19 protein-coding genes are annotated in these 17,020 nt (G+C 62.6%); 15 read left to right on the forward strand and 4 right to left on the reverse strand.

Annotated elements, in window-relative coordinates; translation table 11 throughout:
• Positions 1-2 precede the first annotated feature (2 nt).
• From F7R11_RS26300 to F7R11_RS26330, 7 genes are read left to right on the forward strand one after another with little or no spacing between them, the layout of a single operon-like run.
• On the forward strand, positions 3-1,256 hold the full coding sequence (locus tag F7R11_RS26300; protein ID WP_004636223.1) for a conjugal transfer protein TraB: 1,254 nt from the start codon (positions 3-5) through the stop codon (positions 1,254-1,256).
• On the forward strand, positions 1,253-1,501 hold the full coding sequence (locus F7R11_RS26305; RefSeq protein WP_004636222.1) for a DUF2274 domain-containing protein: 249 nt from the start codon (positions 1,253-1,255) through the stop codon (positions 1,499-1,501). The genes F7R11_RS26300 and F7R11_RS26305 overlap by 4 nt, the downstream gene beginning before the upstream one ends.
• 10 nt (positions 1,502-1,511) lie before the next feature.
• Entirely contained in the window at positions 1,512-1,748 is a 237-nt protein-coding gene (locus tag F7R11_RS26310) for a hypothetical protein (RefSeq protein WP_223293337.1), read from the forward strand.
• Entirely contained in the window at positions 1,745-2,317 is a 573-nt protein-coding gene (locus F7R11_RS26315; protein WP_004636218.1) for a phospholipase D family nuclease, read from the forward strand. The genes F7R11_RS26310 and F7R11_RS26315 overlap by 4 nt, the downstream gene beginning before the upstream one ends.
• A 2-nt stretch (positions 2,318-2,319) precedes the next feature.
• Positions 2,320-2,529 (forward strand): DUF3717 domain-containing protein, encoded by a 210-nt coding sequence (locus F7R11_RS26320; RefSeq protein ID WP_004636217.1) that lies wholly within the window; start codon positions 2,320-2,322, stop codon positions 2,527-2,529.
• Positions 2,530-2,585: 56 nt separating this feature from the next.
• Complete coding sequence (locus F7R11_RS26325) at positions 2,586-2,819, forward strand: hypothetical protein (RefSeq protein ID WP_004636214.1); 234 nt, start codon at positions 2,586-2,588, stop codon at positions 2,817-2,819.
• A 25-nt stretch (positions 2,820-2,844) separates the two neighbouring features.
• Positions 2,845-3,192 carry a CppA family protein gene (locus F7R11_RS26330; RefSeq protein ID WP_004636212.1) on the forward strand — a complete coding sequence of 116 codons (348 nt, stop codon included), beginning with the start codon at positions 2,845-2,847 and terminating at the stop codon, positions 3,190-3,192.
• A 104-nt stretch (positions 3,193-3,296) separates the two neighbouring features.
• Here F7R11_RS26330 and F7R11_RS26335 read toward each other — a convergent pair whose 3' ends face one another.
• Together F7R11_RS26335 and F7R11_RS27135 are read right to left on the reverse strand one after the other, a co-directional pair.
• The gene (locus F7R11_RS26335; RefSeq protein WP_004636210.1) at positions 3,297-3,503 is read right to left on the reverse strand and encodes a hypothetical protein; all 207 of its coding nucleotides are present in this window, start codon (positions 3,501-3,503) and stop codon (positions 3,297-3,299) included.
• Positions 3,504-3,701: 198 nt separating this feature from the next.
• The gene (locus F7R11_RS27135) at positions 3,702-4,142 is read right to left on the reverse strand and encodes a hypothetical protein (RefSeq protein ID WP_004636209.1); all 441 of its coding nucleotides are present in this window, start codon (positions 4,140-4,142) and stop codon (positions 3,702-3,704) included.
• Positions 4,143-4,913: 771 nt separating this feature from the next.
• Between F7R11_RS27135 and F7R11_RS26350 the strand changes: the two genes are divergently transcribed.
• From F7R11_RS26350 to F7R11_RS26370, 5 genes are all read left to right on the forward strand, one after another.
• Positions 4,914-5,741 (forward strand): DUF932 domain-containing protein, encoded by an 828-nt coding sequence (locus tag F7R11_RS26350; protein WP_004636206.1) that lies wholly within the window; start codon positions 4,914-4,916, stop codon positions 5,739-5,741.
• Between the two features lie 65 nt (positions 5,742-5,806).
• Complete coding sequence (locus F7R11_RS26355; RefSeq protein ID WP_021197827.1) at positions 5,807-7,678, forward strand: ParB/RepB/Spo0J family partition protein; 1,872 nt, start codon at positions 5,807-5,809, stop codon at positions 7,676-7,678.
• 97 nt (positions 7,679-7,775) lie between these two features.
• On the forward strand, positions 7,776-8,009 hold the full coding sequence (locus F7R11_RS26360; RefSeq protein ID WP_004636925.1) for a hypothetical protein: 234 nt from the start codon (positions 7,776-7,778) through the stop codon (positions 8,007-8,009).
• Positions 8,010-8,072: 63 nt separating this feature from the next.
• On the forward strand, positions 8,073-8,297 hold the full coding sequence (locus tag F7R11_RS26365) for a hypothetical protein (protein WP_004636923.1): 225 nt from the start codon (positions 8,073-8,075) through the stop codon (positions 8,295-8,297).
• A gap of 11 nt (positions 8,298-8,308) precedes the next feature.
• The gene (locus F7R11_RS26370; protein ID WP_004636921.1) at positions 8,309-9,112 is read left to right on the forward strand and encodes a DUF4942 domain-containing protein; all 804 of its coding nucleotides are present in this window, start codon (positions 8,309-8,311) and stop codon (positions 9,110-9,112) included.
• A gap of 473 nt (positions 9,113-9,585) precedes the next feature.
• Here the strand turns inward: F7R11_RS26370 and F7R11_RS26375 are convergent, their stop codons facing one another.
• Entirely contained in the window at positions 9,586-11,280 is a 1,695-nt protein-coding gene (locus F7R11_RS26375; RefSeq protein ID WP_231973593.1) for a type IV secretion system DNA-binding domain-containing protein, read from the reverse strand.
• A gap of 2,014 nt (positions 11,281-13,294) precedes the next feature.
• Here F7R11_RS26375 and F7R11_RS26380 point away from each other — a divergent pair.
• Both F7R11_RS26380 and F7R11_RS26385 read left to right on the forward strand, forming a co-directional pair.
• Positions 13,295-13,978, forward strand: coding sequence for a hypothetical protein (locus tag F7R11_RS26380; protein ID WP_021197829.1), 684 nt, complete (start codon positions 13,295-13,297; stop codon positions 13,976-13,978).
• Positions 13,956-14,378, forward strand: coding sequence for a hypothetical protein (locus F7R11_RS26385; protein ID WP_004636912.1), 423 nt, complete (start codon positions 13,956-13,958; stop codon positions 14,376-14,378). The genes F7R11_RS26380 and F7R11_RS26385 overlap by 23 nt, the downstream gene beginning before the upstream one ends.
• A 411-nt stretch (positions 14,379-14,789) precedes the next feature.
• On the opposite strand, the gene F7R11_RS26390 is transcribed toward F7R11_RS26385, so the two are convergent.
• A complete protein-coding gene (locus tag F7R11_RS26390; RefSeq protein WP_004636909.1) occupies positions 14,790-15,545 on the reverse strand; it encodes a replication initiation protein in 756 nt (251 codons plus the stop codon).
• 682 nt (positions 15,546-16,227) lie between these two features.
• On the opposite strand from F7R11_RS26390, the gene F7R11_RS26395 reads away from it, so the two are divergent.
• Positions 16,228-16,977 carry a hypothetical protein gene (locus F7R11_RS26395; RefSeq protein ID WP_021197830.1) on the forward strand — a complete coding sequence of 250 codons (750 nt, stop codon included), beginning with the start codon at positions 16,228-16,230 and terminating at the stop codon, positions 16,975-16,977.
• Positions 16,978-17,020: the final 43 nt, after the last annotated feature.

The following is a 17,020-nucleotide window of genomic DNA, read 5'->3' on the forward strand; positions in this document are numbered from 1 at the left end:
GCATGCAGGCCAAAACGTTGCTCTCAGCTCTCGCCTACGCCGCGACCGGCGCTGGCATCGCGTTCGCCGCCTGGTATCCCGGCAACTGGGTGATCGTGCTGCTTGCGCTGCCGGTGCTCTGGGCGGCAAGCCCGGGCCGAGTTGCAGCGGGCACGATGTGGGCCGGCTACTACCTGGTGGCCGCTCGTGACATCCCGGTCGTATGCGCCCGGTTTTTCTCGGTCCACGGCGAACTGGGTGCGACGCCGGCACTCGCCGTCGGCGTCGCGTTCTGGATCGCCCAGGCCTGCGTGCTTGCAATGCCATGGATGGTGCTCAAGCCGGAGCCGGCATCGCGTCAACGCGGCCTCTGGTGGCGCGCGGCGTTGGCGCTGCTGGTATCGACCGTGCCACCCATCGGCATCGTCGGCTGGGTCTCGCCGTTGCATGTCGCCAGCGTCTTGCTTCCGGGTGCCGGCATCTACAGCCTGGTGTATGCCGTTCTCGTTTTAGCCGGGCTGGCGTGCTATCCCTTGTGGCTGTTCCCTATGCGTCGGCCCGCCGCGCTCGGCGCTGCGTTGGTGCTCCTGGTTGCTCCTGTGGCCTCTTCCGAGGCGCTTCCACGGCCGCCGGCGGGCTGGGTCGCGGTCAATACGGCAATGGGCCAGCTCGACCAGGCCAGCTATGCAGCCCTCTATGCGCGCTCCGAAGCGTTGCAGCTCGCCGCACGCAAGGCGTTCGACGCCGGCGCGCGCGTCGTCGTCTTGCCGGAAGAAATGACCGGTCTGTGGCGCGACTCTACGCAGTTCTGGTGGGATAGCTCACTTACTCAACTCAAGGACTCAAGGAAAACACTCGTCATGGGTGTTGACCTGCGCGTTTCGGAATCACCCCGCCGCTACGCAGACAGCGCCATCGTGCTCGGCGCTGGCGATGGCCGATTCGACAGCCGCCAGCCGGTGCCGGCAGGCCTGTGGCGGCCCATGGCGCCCCTGAGCGCCGTTCTAGGTGACCTTAGCCAAGACTTCCTCACCATCGATGGTCACCGTGCGGCGTTTTCCATCTGCTACGAAGACTTCCTGTTCTGGCCGCACTGGCGCCTGTTCCTGGTTCGCCCGGATGTGCTGCTCGGCCTGGCCAACAACTGGTTTGACGACGGCCTGGCCGTTGGCGAGATCCAGCGTCAAAGCATTTCTTCTATTGCACGCATTGCCGGCGTTCCGCTTCTGCGCGCCGTCAACGTGCCCAACTCACCCACCCTCAACGCAAAACCATGACTGAAAAGAAAGCTCGCCTCATGCTGCCCGTCGCCAAGCCGGTTCCGCAGCACGCCACGCTCAAGTTGACTATTCCAGCGGGCTTGCATGCCGCGCTGCTGCATTACCAGGATGCCTATCGGGAGATGAACGAAGCCGAACTATCCATGGACGACATCGGCGAATACATCCTGCGTCAGCACCTGCGCCGCGACAAGGCGTTTGCCGCATGGGCCGAAACGCGCGGCATCAAGCTCGAAATCTAGGTTTCCTGATGTGACGCACCAGACGACTGATACCGAATGGACAGGCCACAACATGCAGCGGATCACGGTCACGCTTGAAATGCATCCTGATGACTACAGGCGAATGCGAGAGGCGGCACAAACGGCGCAGATTCCAGAACCGGAATTCTGCGCGCTGGCCATCCACAAGGGTGTCAAGGTGCTTATGAACTGCCAGGCGGACGTGAGCGCGCTGCTCCATCCACTCAACGCCGGAGCCATGAAATGACGCCGCGCCGCCTGCCCTTGTTTGTGCCCGGCCTGGTGCTGGCCAGCACTGTTGCACTGTCTCCGATCGGCAGCTATGCAGAAGGCGTCTCGCTGCAGAACACCGGCACCGTCACCGTCTATTTCTCGCCGGCCGGCGGTGCCGCCGACGCGATCGCGCGGTCCATCGAGGCGGCCCACACGCGCGTGTGGCTTGCCGGCTACGAGTTCACGCACCCACGCATCGCCCGCGCGCTTGCGCAAGCTGCAGATCCGCGCCGGCATGTCGACGTGCGCGTGGTGCTTGACCAGGAGAACGTTCGTTCGTCCTACAGCGTGGCAACCTACCTGGCGCACGCCGGCGTGCCCGTGCGGATCGACTGGACGCATCCTCGCATGCACCAGAAGACCGTCGTTATCGACGACAACATCGTGGGCCTGGGCAGCATGAATTTCACGCGCGCTGGCGACGAGAAGAATTCCGAAAACTGGAACGTCTTCCGCGGCAACCCTCAGCTCGCGCAGCTCTATGCGCAGGCCTTCCTGCAGCTGCACGCACAATCGACGCCGTACCAGAGCAAGGGGCAGTAGCCATGACGACATTCACCATCGCTCAGATCGAACAGGCTATTAATTACTGGCGCGCTGCACAGCCTGGCGCCGAGTTCGCCTTGAATGCGCAGGCCCGGGCCCTCGCCAGCGTCTACGGGTTGATGATCTATGACGGCCGCGCGCACGTCGCGCTGGCGGATCTCACCGTTGGCCAGGTGGAAGCGCTGACCGCTGCGCTGGGCACGCAGTGATTCTCAACGGCAGCGACTCAAGAATGAGCCGGCCTGGCCGGCAAAGGAGACGGATGATGACAACCGGCAACACCACAAAAATCTTTATCAAAGCAAAAGACGCTACAGATGAAGTGCTGGCCGAGATCACGTTGAAGGATGGTCCGCACATGAATGCGCACGGGGATCTCGACTGCACGCGGTACTCGCTTCAGACGGCATTTGCGGAAATCTTCGGCCGAGAGGTGCGGGTCGTGGCCGATTCCGATATTCCGCTTACCGACAATCCAGGTATGGTGTTCCTGCCGTAAGCGCTGGTGAAATTTCGGGTTTCCCATGGAAACAATTGACGACGATGTTTCAGGGCGTCCGCCAGCAGGCGGGCGAGTGGCGGCAGCAGCTGACACGTCCCCCATCAACGCCGGCCTGCAGGCCGGCGTTGATGCGTCTGGCGTCATCGTCGCCAACGATCGTGACCGGCGATCCCTCGCCTGGTTGCGCGAACAGGTCGGCGACGCTGCCATCGAGGCCGCCGTCGCGCAGCTCGCTGGCCAACGCCGGCCCTACGTGTCCAACGTGGCCAAAGCACTCGGCATCGCGATCCCGAGCGACCTTGCGCTGACCAGCGCAGACACCGCCCGGGCCCGCATCGCGGCGTTGCGCTCGCTCATCAAGAAGAAGTGACCACGCAGGCTTGCGCCGGCGCGCCGGCGGCAAGAAAAAAGCGAGAGGGGTGAACCCTCTCGCTTTGGTGCTGCGTTGGCTATAGGAGCCGATTCCCGTGTGTCTCACGGCGTTTCTTTTTGCGTCCAAGCACCGTCATCGAGTGCCTGTTGTGCCTTCGCTTGCGTGGTGAAATATTCCACCGACTCGCGTGAGCACGGACCCGCATCGTCAGCCGTACCAATGTAGAAGCCGGCATTGGATTTGAGCACTTGCAACGGAAGTTCAATGTTGCAGTACTGCTGGGCCAACAAACCAAACGTGTGAATCATGATGGATCTCCAAAGTTGAGTGGAGCCATCCGGGAGCGTCGATCGACGCGCCGCGAATGGCGAAACGTCGATCAATGCCGGAACATTCTACAACTGGCGTTTTGGAGATGTCACAAGAAAAAACGGGGAAGGTTTTCACCCTCCCCGTTCGTGCGGCTAAAAAGCCTTTCCCGCTTGCTGCCTGACGACTTTTCACCATCATTCCCAGCTGGGTTTCATAGTGATTCTGCCGTCCAACCAATAGCATCCCATCAGCTTCAGCTCGTAGCCAGCTCGATGCAAGCGGCTCAGCCGTTGTATCCAGGCCGGCAGTCTGAACCACCAGTGCAACATCAGCGCAGGGTAGGCATCCGAGATCATCCAAAGACGCCCTTGGCAATTGTGCGTTTTCGCATTGCACCAAAGCGATCCCACACACGTGCCTTTTCTGGTGTACAGCGTCATCGACCAAGCTGCGTCTGGATGACTCGGAAGCGCGTCCAGAACAGCCCAGATCGCACCAGCTCCTCTGCCGATCTGTATTGCGCCCTTCATGATCCAGGAACCATATGCCTCGCTGCTCTCAGGGCGAAAATCAGGCCCTTCAGACAGGCAAGACAGGTTCAGCTCGACTTCAGGGATAAGGTTTGCAGACAACATGATGGCCTCCAATGAAAAAGGCCACTCGGGAGCGTCAATCGACGCCCCGCGAATGGCAGAACGTCGATCAACACCGGGCCATTCTATGCCTGCGATTTTGCGGAGCAAACAGGTATTTTTTTGCTGGTGATGCTGCGTCGTTTTCCGTCTGCAGCCCGGCCGTCAATTGCCACCCTGGGCGTCTCCCTGCGCTTCGCTTCGGGCCGGGCTCTCGTGCTGCGCATCGAGCCAGGCTGTGCCTGTCTCGCCCCGCCAGTGGCGGGCTTCCATCCCTGACGCTTCCGCTGGCCAGCCAGCGGTGCACCCCCTGTTGTGGCGCTCCTTCCAGGAGCGCAGTCCGACGAGCGGCAGCAACGACCGCGCCAGGGCCAGACCCGCGCCAGCGCTGCGCACTGTCACGTGTCTGGCTTGTCCTGTCACGGCCCTTGCCACGCCGCGCGAGGGTGCCGGCATCCGCCGCGCCAGCGCGCTACGCGCACTGTCACGTCGGCCGCTTCTCGGCCCCCTCGAAAACCGGCAGCACACAGCCCGTCAGCCGCGTCTGCATCCCCCCACAACCCCCGCACCTAGGGTGAGGGGGACTTGTGGGGGGATGCTTTGACGACGCGGCCGACAGGCTGTGTCTCACGCTGCCATCACCCCACCCTTCCCCAACCCCTTCCCGTGAGGGAAGGGGCTTATCTCCCCACCCCCCCGCCCGCCCCCAGGGGCGGGAGCGAGGAAGGTCCGAGCGAGAGGATCGCTCTCAACAACCTCTAAAGGAGATTCACCATGTCTTACCTGTCGCTGCGCAATGCCAACGTCGTGCGCTCCAAGACCCCGCTGGCCGATGACGACATCCGCCGCGTTGCGCCCTCCATCTTCGCGGACGGCAAGCACGAAAGCCGCTCCGATCGGTATACCTACATTCCCACCATCGACGTGCTGAACGGCCTGCGCAAGGAAGGTTTTCAGCCGTACATGGCAATGCAGACCCGCGTGCGCGACGATGGCAAGCGCGAACACACCAAGCACCTGTTGCGCCTGCGCCATGTTGACCACGTGGTCGACGTGGGGCAGGAGGTGAACGAAATCATCCTTTTGAATTCGCACGATGGATCAAGCGCGTACCAGATGCGCGCCGGTGTGCATCGCTTCATCTGCTCCAACGGCTTGGTGGTCGGCGACGATTTCGCGGACATCCGTATCCCGCACAAGGGCAACGTCATCGATCAAGTCATCGAGGGCGCATTCACTGTGCTCGATACCTTTGAGAACGTGAACACGCAGCGCGACGGCATGAAGGCGCTCACGCTCGACAGTGGCGAGCAGCAGGCTTTCGCGCGTGCCGCGCTCGCCTTCCGCTACGACGAGACGGTGGCACCCGCACCCATCACCGACACCGATCTGTTGAGCGTTCGCCGCATGGATGATCGCGCGCCCGACCTGTGGACCACGTTCAACCGCGTTCAGGAAAACATCATCAAGGGCGGTGTGCGTGGCCGCAATGCGACCGGCAAGCGCGTTACCACGCGCGCTGTGAACGGCATTGACCAGGACATCAAACTCAATCGCGCTCTGTGGGTGCTCGCTGAGGAAATGCGCAAGCTCAAGGCCTAGCCCATCGCGGCCAGCGCCCGGGCGGGCGCTGGCCGCTTCCCCTCTTCTCTCATTGGATACCCATCATGCAACGCAACCTGATTACCGTCCCTCTGTCCCGCCTTGTCGAATCCGACGCCAACGTGCGCACCGGTGAACTGCCGAACATTCCCGCACTGGCGGCCTCCATCCGCGTGCACGGCTTGATGCACCCGCTCGTCGTTACCGAAGTCAAGCAAGGCCGCAAGACCTGCTATGCCGTCGCCGCAGGGCGTCGGCGCCGCGCCGCCATGGAACTACTGCGCGATCAGCGCGCGATTGATGCCGATCATGACGTGCTGTGCCTCGTTGCGGAGAACGAATCGGAGGCGTTGGAACTGTCCACAGCGGAGAACATCGAGCGCGAAGACATGCACCCCGCCGACGCCTATGAGGCCTTCCGCAAGATGGTGGACGCCGGCACCAGCATCGAGGACGTGGCCGCGCGCTTTGGCGTCACGCCCGCAGTCGTGCAACGGCGCTTAAAACTCGCCAAGGTATCGCCTGCGCTGATCGCCGCCTATCGTGCCGAGGATATGTCGCTCGAACAACTGATGGCAATGACCGTCACTGACGATCACGCTGCGCAGGAACAGGTGTGGAACTCCCAGCCGCACTACGAACGCACGCCGGAAAAGTTGCGCCGCGCGCTGCTCGGACAGGACACCGTGCGCTCCGATAGCCCTCTTGCCGCCTATGTCGGCAAGGATGCCTATCTCGCGGCGGGCGGGCGCACGCAGGTGGACTTGTTTGAGTCCACCGCCTACTGGCTTGATGGCGCGCTCACGCGTGATATGGCACTGGCCAAGATGGGCGCGGAGGCCGAGGCGATCCGCGCCGCCGAGGGCTGGGCATGGGCGCTGGCGCTGCTGAATCCGAGCTACAGCGATATGGAGGCCTTCGGGCGCGCGCCGACAACCCTGCGCGAACCGACCAAGAAGGAAGCCGCCACGATTAAGAAGCTCGACACCCGCAAGACCAAGATCGAGCGTGACATGGGCGACATTGAAGAACGAGGCGAGGAAGAATCCGAGGCGTATGCAGCGCTGTCCGACGAATGGGACCGCATCGAGGGCGAACTGAGCGACCTGCAAGACCAGATGCAGGTGGTGGCCGACAAGAGCCTCGCGGGCGTTGTGGTTCTCTTCCAGCACAACACCGTCAAGATTCTGCGCGGCGCGATCAAGCCCGACGACCGCAAAGCCGCCGCCAAGATCGAGCGGGCCGCCACGCGCGCCGCATTCGGTGCCGGTGACGGCACCGATGCTGCACCCGCACCCACCCTTTCAGAAAAGCTCACCCGTGCCCTGACCGCGCAACGCACCACGGCACTGCAGGCGGTGCTGATCGAGCGCACCGATGTTGCGCTCGCCACGCTCGCTTATGGGCTGGTTTCGTCGCTGTGGTCGGAACGCTATTGGCGTGCCAACGCGGTCGGCGTGCGCACCACCGACATGCGCCACACCGTCACACAGGCCGATGCCAGCATCGAAACCTCGCGCGCGTGGCAGCAGATCGAGGCCGCAAGCGAAGCTTGGAAGGCCCGCCTGCCGGAAGAACTCGATGCGCTGTGGCCGGTGCTGCTGGCGATGCCGCGCGACGAACTGCTGTCGCTGCTGGCCTTCTGCACTGCTGTGACGGTGAACGGCATCCAGCCGCGCGCGGGCGAGCACGAAACCGATGCGATCGCGCAATCCGTCGCGCTCGACATGGCCGACTGGTGGGAGGCCACCACTGAGAGCTACTTGTCGCACGTGCCCAAGGCACAAGTGCTGGCCGCAGTCACGGAAGGCGTCGGTGCCGCCGAGGCGGCACCGCTCGCCGCGATGAAGAAGGGGCCAATGGTGGAGGCCGCCGCGCGCGCGCTCGCAGGCAAGCGCTGGCTGCCCTCCGTCCTGCAAGCCAGCGCTACGCCTTAGAAAAAAACGGCCCCGCCCGCTCGCGCGGGCAACCCGACAAAGGTGGTCCGAGCCGAGTGCTCGGACCACGCAAGCCACAATCTATTGAAGACCAATCATGACCAAGACCACCGCAGCCAAGTCCGACAAAAACGAACTGATCCGCCATGCCATCACAGCATGCGGCTACCTCGTGCGCTGGGGTTCCCGGCTGACCTTGCCCGAGTTTGCCGCAGCGATCCGCCGCCACTCGACGGACCAACGCGCCGAAGCCGTGGCCGCCGCGCTGGAGTCGGCCACGGGCTTTGTGGCCCGAGACTGGCGCGGCTTGCGCGCGAACTGGCAATGCTGAACGTCTCTGGCCCCGGCCAGCGTGCCGGGGCTGTCATCTGCCCCATCACCGCAGGGAAACACCATGCTCAAGTCCCAAGACGATGCTACCCGCGCAATCAACCTCGCCGCGCGAAACCTGGAAACCACGACGGCGGCCATGCAAAGCAGCGCCGCACTGTGCCTGCTCGATGCGCGCGACCTGATGGCGCGCGGCAATCATGACCAGGCTGTGTGCCGTGCGCGCGATTCGCTCGCGTACAGCGTCGGCATTTTTCATCCCGACTACAAGACCGCAGCCACGATCTAGCGAGACCCATCATGAGCGACTTGGTAAAGAGCGTCAGCATCGCCAATCTGGCGAGCCAGCGCGCGGCAGTGGTGGAACGTGTGCGCCAAGCGCTGGACCTGCTGGGCGAGGCCCAGAAGCTGGCCAGCGGCGCGCATATCGGCTTTCCGCGCCTCGTCATTGACAACAGCTATTCGAGGCGCGGCACCGTGTGCGTGACGGGCGACTACGCGAAGCGTGACGAGGCGGAAACCTGCATCCTGCACACCATCGACGCCGAGGGCTGGAATTACCTGCTTCAGGAGTCGGGGCTGCGCACCTTGATGGATGCCACGGCCCGCGATACGTGGGCAAAACAGATTGCCGAGGGCGAGGTGCCCGAACTGACCGCCGCCAACATCGAGGCGACGTTCGGTCAACTCTACGAGGCGCGCGGCGACATGTTCGAGCGCGGCGTCCTGCAATGCTTCCGCCGACTTTCTTGGGACTACAAGACCAATCAGCCATTCAAGTTCGGCAAGCGGGTCATCGTGACGGGCCTGATGACAGGCGGCTATGCAGGCAGCCGCGCGACGAACGAACTGGACGATCTGATGCGCGTCTTCCACGTGCTCGACGGCCAGCCCGAAGCGGACCACAGGAACGGCATGCACGCGCTGATTTCCGGCGCGCGGCACGAAAGGCGCAGAGAAGCCGAAAACGCCTATCTGCATTTGCGCTGGTTCAAGAACGGGAACGGGCATGCCACGTTCAAGCGGCCCGATCTGGTGGACAAGCTCAACCTCATCTTGGCCAAGCACTACCCGGCCGCGCTCGCGGCCGAGCGGAGGCGGTGATGGGCTTTGCGCTCGATTTCGTATGTCCCTTTGAAACGCGACCGCCCGAGGTGCCGCCGTAGGATCAGGCCGTCGTCATGCCTGGATCGCGCAGCCGCCCAGCTGAGACGCCGGCGGCCGCCGGCGCCCCAGCTCGTGGCACCTGCGGTGCCCCGACCCGGCGCGGCCGCTAGGCGGCGGCGCCGGGCGTGCGGCGCCAGGCCAAAACAAAGGGCGGGAACCTTTCGGTTCCCGCCCTTTGTTCGTTCATATTCCAGGAAAACGCTGGAGCCCTTCGCCGTTGCCAGCCGCACTATCGCGCAGCTGGCGAGCGGAACGGGATATTTCTGACGGTGGCCACCAAGTGCGGCCATGGCAGAGACAGAGGCGCGCGGCTCGCCCGGTTCAGCGCCGGCGCGGCCGGCACCGAACCATGCGCACCGCCGCCGGCGCCGCGCACCAGGTGCATGCGCACCTGGCGAGCCGCCTGGTTGCTATGCCGCCATCGTTGTGTCTTCCTCCGGCTTTTTCCACGATGCGACACTGTTGTCAATTTGCGTGTGGCAGGTGTACAGCTTGGAAGCAATCCGGCCTGGCATGTAAGCAATGGCGATGCGCTCAGGCAGATTCAGCAACGTATTGCGCGAAACGACCGGCTGCTCCTCTTTGCCAACCGTCCGATTCGCTTCCCACTGCTCGCCCCCGTGTTTGTTCGCCTTCGTCTGCTCGCGTTGCACCACATTGAGCCATTGCCCCGCCGACAGGTTTTCCGCCCACTCGGCAGTGCGCTCGTCGGCGGCGCGGTAGACGAACTTGATCGGCGTGTTGACCTCGAATTCCCGTGCCAGCGCCTTGCCATCGAGCCGCTTGTCGTCCGGTGCTTCCAGGTTCGCAATCGACTGCGCGGCCAGCAGCATGTTGCACTGGTGCTGTCGGATCGTGGCCAGCGCCTCATTGATTTCCGCGCAGGCCAGGAACTTCAGCTCGTCAATGCCGAGCACAACGTGCGCCGGCCGCGTCGCATCGAGCCGCTTAATTTCCGTCACCAGTTCCGATATGTATGCCTTGGTCGCGGCCTTAATCACCGGGTCGGCTAGGTCACCACGCACATACACAATCGCGTTGTTCATCAGGCACTGTTCGATCGAATGGCCCTTGCGCTTCACGGACTGTGAGAACGTGTCGACACGCGACCATTCACGCAAGGAATCGCGCAAGGTCGACAGGTTGTCGCGCCCTGTTTCGGCGTTCTTTTTCACGTATTCCAACAGCGACTTGATCGTGCCGTCGGTGCCTTCGAGCGCGTCATCGAGCAGCCCGCGCTCCTTCGCCTTGTGCACATCGGCGTCCGTGCCGAAGGATTCCAGGTTGAATGCGCGCACGATGCGAGTGCGCCGTTGGCGGAATGCGCCACCCAGGAACGGATGCCAAACACCACGCCCTTCCGGATTCAAATCGAGATAGACGAAGCGGCGACCGGCCGCCTTCGCTTCGTTCTGCAGCAGGTACGGCAGCCAGTTGTCGCCCTTCGGATCGACGTAAAAAATGCCGAAGCCAAACCGAATGCACTGCTTGAAGATGCTCTGCAGCACGATGCCCTTGCCGTAGTTTGTCGGGCCGAGGATGGCGTGGTGCGTCGTGCGGAACCTGTCCAAATCGAAGTAGATCGGCTGGCCGTCATCATCCAAGCCGTAGAAGATTTTGCCGTCGACAAAGTAATCCTCCGGCTTGAAATCCTTCGCCTTGAGCGTGGCGACTTCCTCCCGCGCATCGACAAGTTTGTCCGTCTCCTGCTCGATGCGAAGCGACCGCCAATACTTTGAAAGCACTGGAACAGCGTAGCGGTCCCACAGGAACCGCAGCGCCAGGCCGACCACGAACGCTCCCGCGACCATCATCCAGTAGCGGCCCAGACGATCAGCGCCCCACTCCAGGAACACGCTGGACGCTTGCCCAGAAGACGTGTCAGCCGAGAGAACGAAGGTGCAATACACCAACAACGGTATCGCCAAGATGCCCCAAAGCGCGGTGTATGCCGCCGCTTTGCGGACCCACAACACAAGATGAGCGACGAATGAGTCCTCGTCGTCCTTCAATGTCCACGGCACGGGATGCAGCAGTCCGACCGTGGCCAACGCCACGGCGAGCACGATCCAATACCACGGACTCGACCACGCCAGCAGGGCCATGATTGCCTTGCCGACCCATGCGTGCATTCCAAGGTGTCCGAGCATACGTCTACCTCATCTTGTTAGAAAACGGTGAAACCAGAGGGGGAAATCCCCCTCTGGTTTAGGCCAGTCAACTGCAAATAGAGCACAGCAGATCCGCCATAGGGCATCACCACTGGACCGGGTAGATAACGGTCTACGGCCGTACTGCAAGACGATGGTTTCCCACACCATCGACCCTGACGCGGGCTTGTGGCCCGTTTGACAACTGACTCTCCAGGTCAACGCCCGGATTGCCACAGCGAGCACGACGCGGTAGCGCCGGACCACTGTTTGCCGACAGCGAAAACATCGCTGCCATTCCCACCGGCCTGATTGCTGCCGGGTTGACTTTTCGGCGCCGAGGCGCCCACTGCTGTACTGCAATCAGTCCATACGGCCGGACTGATTTGACCGCTGATCCAACCGCGATCAGCGTGCCGAGACAGCCATGGTGGACTGTCGTTTTTGCTGCCACCGGCCCCATACGGGCGACCGAACTGCCTGCCGATCCAACTGCTATCGGTTTGACTCCAGCTCACTGCGCTGGCTTGCAGACTGACGCCGGCACCGCTAGGCGGTGCCGTTGCCGATGCCGGGTATCCGCCCGGCCGGGTGTTGGCAATTGCCATCTTCGTAGCTCCTTTTTCAAGGGTTCAATTACACGTTGGAGGACACCGAATTACCCATTCGGTCCGGGCGCGGGTACCAGCCGCGCCCGTTCCAACAACCACCGCGGGAACCACCCCGCTAACTTCACACTTGCGTACGCCGCAGTCTTTCGGACAGGCTTGCGCCTGCTGTTTGCGCTTCAGACGAATCGCGACAAACAGCTACGTGGCTTGCGCCACGCGGCCCTACTCAACCACTCTCCCTCGCATAGCCACCGGGTTACCAGCCCGGTTATGGCCTTAGCGATTCCCACGTTAGTGCAACGCTACTGACGCCAAACTGCGCGCCAGGACTTCACGCCTGCGCCTCCAGCAACAACAGTGAGGTGTTCCCTCTCACCCATTAGGTTTTCAGCGGCCCGAGATTCCAAAGCGGCTCGCTTACCTGTTGTGCCATCAACAGCTTCGTCTTCAGACAGGCTTGATGCCCCACCACATAGCGACCTCTTCGGCCGCATTTACACGCTTAAGCTATACAGCGACCCCACCAGCTTGCGCCGGTAGGTGCCGCGTGCGCCAGGTTTCCCCTTGCACGCCTGCGCCCTTTCGGAACGCCTCAGCAGCCTACGTGTGTGGCACAGGTTCTACGGTCTCCCGCAGCCCCTGGGCGGTGCTAACGACGGTGCAGACAGCCACCGTCTACCGCTTTCACGCTACACAGGAACTCAGCGCATTTCCTCGCTGAGCCCGTTTCCGTGTCGCCCAAACTCGCCCCTCCCGGGGATTGAGTCGAAGGACGGAGTTACACCGTCCAGCGCTCGTCGTAGTCGTACCAGCGCCATTACGCGCATACGACTTCGGCGTACTCGACGCAGGTGGTAAGCCCGCATCTAGAGCCATACAGCTTCGTGTGAAGTGAGTGGAATTTTGGGGATGGTCAGCCCCCAAAACGTCGCGGTGGTCTGCCCCCAATCCGTGTAATTTCGCTCGCGCGCAATTACCACTTCGGGCGACCGGTCCTGTACTACGTACTGCAAAGGGTTGGTCGCCCTCGTGCTGCGTTGCTGGCCGCTTGTGGCGGCCTCGGCAACGCAGGTGATACTTGCGCGCGTGGGCCGCTTGTGGCGGTCAGCAATCACATTGTAGCGTGATATGTTGGCCGCACGCGCTTCGCGCGGAATCTCTTATAATCAGGTTGGAACGCGATGCGTTCCAACTGACTGGATTCCTTTGCCTGGGTTGGATTTTTATTATGTTGGAATCGGTCCGCCGGAATGGTCGTCAGACCGTTGCGGCGGATCGCTAGATAAGAGCGTGTACACGCTCTCTTTTTGTGCATGCGCCCGACAACTTTTTTGGTCATCCGATACAAGACGCTCCTAATGCAACGCCTGTTGGATTCTGTCCGGCATGGCTATTGCCATTACACGGCCGCACAGGTTCCGGCCGAGAAGGCATTGGCGTTCTGTCAAAAGTTCGCGGAACGCTATGAGGTCGCGCTGAACCGCGACCAACGGGCCTACCGGAAACGGCTCGGCAAGGGCAATGCGCGGCTGATCCTTGCCGACCTGGCCAAGAACGGGACGCTGCACTGGTTCTTGCTCGTGTCCGATGGTGACCACCCGGCCAGGCAGATGGAGCCGCTACGCGATGCCCTGGAGTCGTCCACGCGCATCCGCGTGGACGACTACGAACTCCTGCGGCTGCCACGTGATCGGAATCATGGCGGCGGCGTCCGCCTGACTTGGCGGATGACCAACCAGCGCTTTGACACCTGGCGCGCTGCCGTCCGACAACTCGCCCGCTCGCCGCGGGCGGAGCAGGAGGTGCAGGCGGTAATCCAGTCGCTGTTCAAGACACCAGGCTTTGGCGCAACCCGCGTCCAGGTCGGCAAGTTGGTCGCTACGCTCGCCAGGGAGTGGGAGCGCGCCGGCCGAGATCCGACCGCGCTCATCTTGCCCGCCGCCCTACCCTACGTTCGGCGTGTCGCCGACGACGATTACACAGTCATCGATTGGTTCAAGGACCAGGAGGAAATGAAGCATGGACAATCAGAAGCCGCATGACAACGACGCGCTCGTTGTACTTCCCCCGATTCACGATGGGGCGGCCGAGCCTGATACCGTCGTCTTTACTCGCGCTGAGTGGGAGGCCGACGACGAATCGGAGGCGTTTGGCGTGCGCAAGATCGTGCCCAAGGCCAAGGAGAAAACGCCCGGGGTCAAGGCGGTGCTGATCTTTCACGACAGCTTCCTGCGGGCCAAGCGGCGGATGAAGGAATGCACCTCCATCCGGCCGGTCATCGATCTGCCGGAAATCATCAGCGCCATGATCGACGTCTGCGACGCCGATCCTGCCGTCATGGAGAAGGTCGGAAAAAAGATGCTCGAACGCCGGGCGCAGCAACTGGCCGAATTGCAAAACGGAGTCAGGTTCGGTCCCAGCAGCGGGAAGCAATCCAGCTAGGCCGACGATCCATTGGGACATTTTCCGGGTTGCGATCCGCTGCGCCCGACGTGGCCAGCGGCACGCTGGCCACGTCGATCCGGGCGTCCGCAGGATTGTATTGGGACATTTTCCGGGTCGCCGGCGGCAACCCGGAAAATGCAGCAAGTCCTCGCTAACCTTCTGGCCGCACTACTGGGACAAGCCATTGGGACATTTTCCGGGTTGGCTGCAATCGGCAGTTGCCGCTGACCTGACGGTCAGCAGCAGCTGCCTCGCCGTTGCTGCGGAGGCCTATTGGGACATTTTCCGGGTTGGTTCGGGCGTGTGGATGCGTACGGCCGGCGTCGGCTCGCCGCCCCTGCTCCGACCTGGGACACGGCTATTGGGACATTTTCCGGGTGAAGTTGGCGGCACCTGGGCCGCCACCTATCAGAAAAGCGCCCCTTGGGGCGAGACGCGAAACCGGAAGTCCAGCTTGACGACTTTGCGACCGGCCGTCTCGGGTTCCCATTCGATGTGCAGGCCGTTTTTCTCCCGCAGCTCCTTCACGGCCGGCTCGATGACGCGCCGGCGCAGATCCTTGAAGTTCTTGCGCTGGCTTTCGGACGCATCCATTGCCCGATGAAATTCCTCGATCGTCGGCGTGTATCGGCCGGTGGCCGCCCAGGACTTGAAGCACTCGAACAGGCGCCAGGCGTAGACCGAGCGCAGAGCGGCCGCCTGGCGCAGCTTGTAGGTCGTGAATTCCTGGCGCAAGCCGAACAGGTGCGGCACCACTTCCTGGAACCAGACCAGTTCGATCCAGCCCTCGCCCTTGTGATACTTCGCACTACCCACCCAGCGGAACTTGAATTCCTCCGGCCCTCTGCGGGTTTCCCGCACCGTGCGCACGTAGCGGTTGAACAGGCTGTCGCTAGCCCCCTGCAGCTGCTCGTATGCCGTGTTGGCATCCACGCCGAAGGCCTCGGCGTACTCGGCCGCAGAGAGCCGCACCCGCCAGGCGCCTTCCCTTCGCAGCTCGACAAACGGGATCGAGTCGTTCTTTGCGATGCACGCTGCAATTAACCGCTTTTCGGCCAACGTCAGGCTGTGTGCTGCCCGCGTGAGCGCGTTGCTCATGGTGACGTTGCGTTCGGCCAGCGCCGGCTCGCTGTACGCGACCGGCTTGTCTTCCTCGACTACCATTGGGTCATCTTCCGGGGTATTGGGACACCAACAAACATAGCCCAATTGGCGTATTGGGTCAACAACTGTTGCATGCCACCTGTGGATGGCACCCGGAAAATGTCCCAGTGCTCCTGTGGACAGCACCCGGAAAAAGACCTAGAAACCCGGAAAATGACCACTTTGCGCCCGGGAAAAGGCCCAATAGACCCGGAAAAAGACCCAATGAGGCCGTTTTTGCCACGTTAAATCAATGAGTTACGCCGTCTAAAACGATTTAAAAACGGTAAAACGTAAACCAAAAACACGCGTGCGAGGCTTACCTGTGGATAACCGTCCCGCCGCGACCTTTAACCCCACCCGGGCGCTTCGCGCCCACCCGTGAGGGTTGTTCATCGACGCCCCGCACGCGGGGCTATCACGCGCGCAAGCGCGCTTGACTGCCCCGATCGCCAGCACAACCGCAGAGCCGGATTGCCCCGGCTACGCCGGGTCGGCGCTCTCCCCACGCCTTCGGCGCGGGTCCCCGGGCGCCTCAATCCGGGCGCGACGGCGCGCGCAAGCACATTTCCGCTCATCCAAGGCAAGTTGCTGGCAGAGAGAGGGTCGGGTCGGCCACCGCGAGGGCTCTAGGACGCGTATACGGGCGCTCAGAGCGTTTTTTTCGGGCTGGTTGACCCTCCGGGGTGTCCTGGATGGGTCTATGCGGTCCAAAAAAGCGCTCGGAGTGAAAAACATAGAGCGTGTACACGTACTCATCGCGATAATGGCGACACATTCCATCGGGAGGGGAAAGCTGATGCGCCATGCCAATCGTGAAGCCTGGTTGAACCACGTTGCACGCCGCATGGCGCCAATGTTCGCAGCGCTCGATGCCCCGCTGCCTGGTCGGATTCGGATCGCCATCGGATTCACGTCGACAGGCCAGCGCGGTAAGCGGATTGGCGAGTGCTGGGACACCAGCTGCAGCGAAGATGCACACTTCGAGATCTTCATTCGGCCTGACCTGGTGGAGTCGGCCGACCTGATGCCCATGCAAGTCGCCGCGATCCTTGCGCACGAGCTCGTGCACGCCGCGGTCGGCCTCGATGCTGGCCACCGCAAGCCCTTTCGGGATGTTGCGGTCGGGATTGGCCTGAAGGGTCCGATGCGATCAACGACGGCCGGCCCGCGCTTTGAGGAAAGTGTCACGCCAATCCTGGACGAGGCCGGGCCACTGCCGCATGCGCGCTTGCGGACCAGGCCAGACGCAGATAGCTCGGACGATGGCGAGGCGCCAGGGATCAAGACGACGGCGCCGAAGAAACAGACGCGGCGGCACATCAAGTGCAAGTGCGGAAGCTGCGGCTACACGGCCCGGACTTCTCGGAAGTGGTTAGATCTCGTCGGGGCGCCCCTCTGCCCCAAGCACGGCGCCATGGCCGTGTGCGCGCAGGACGATGGCCAGGACTAGCTCCGCGTAAAAACTCAACTCAGCGCATCAATGCGATTGAAGC

It is taken from the genome of Ralstonia insidiosa (assembly GCF_008801405.1).
GTDB lineage: Bacteria > Pseudomonadota > Gammaproteobacteria > Burkholderiales > Burkholderiaceae > Ralstonia > Ralstonia insidiosa.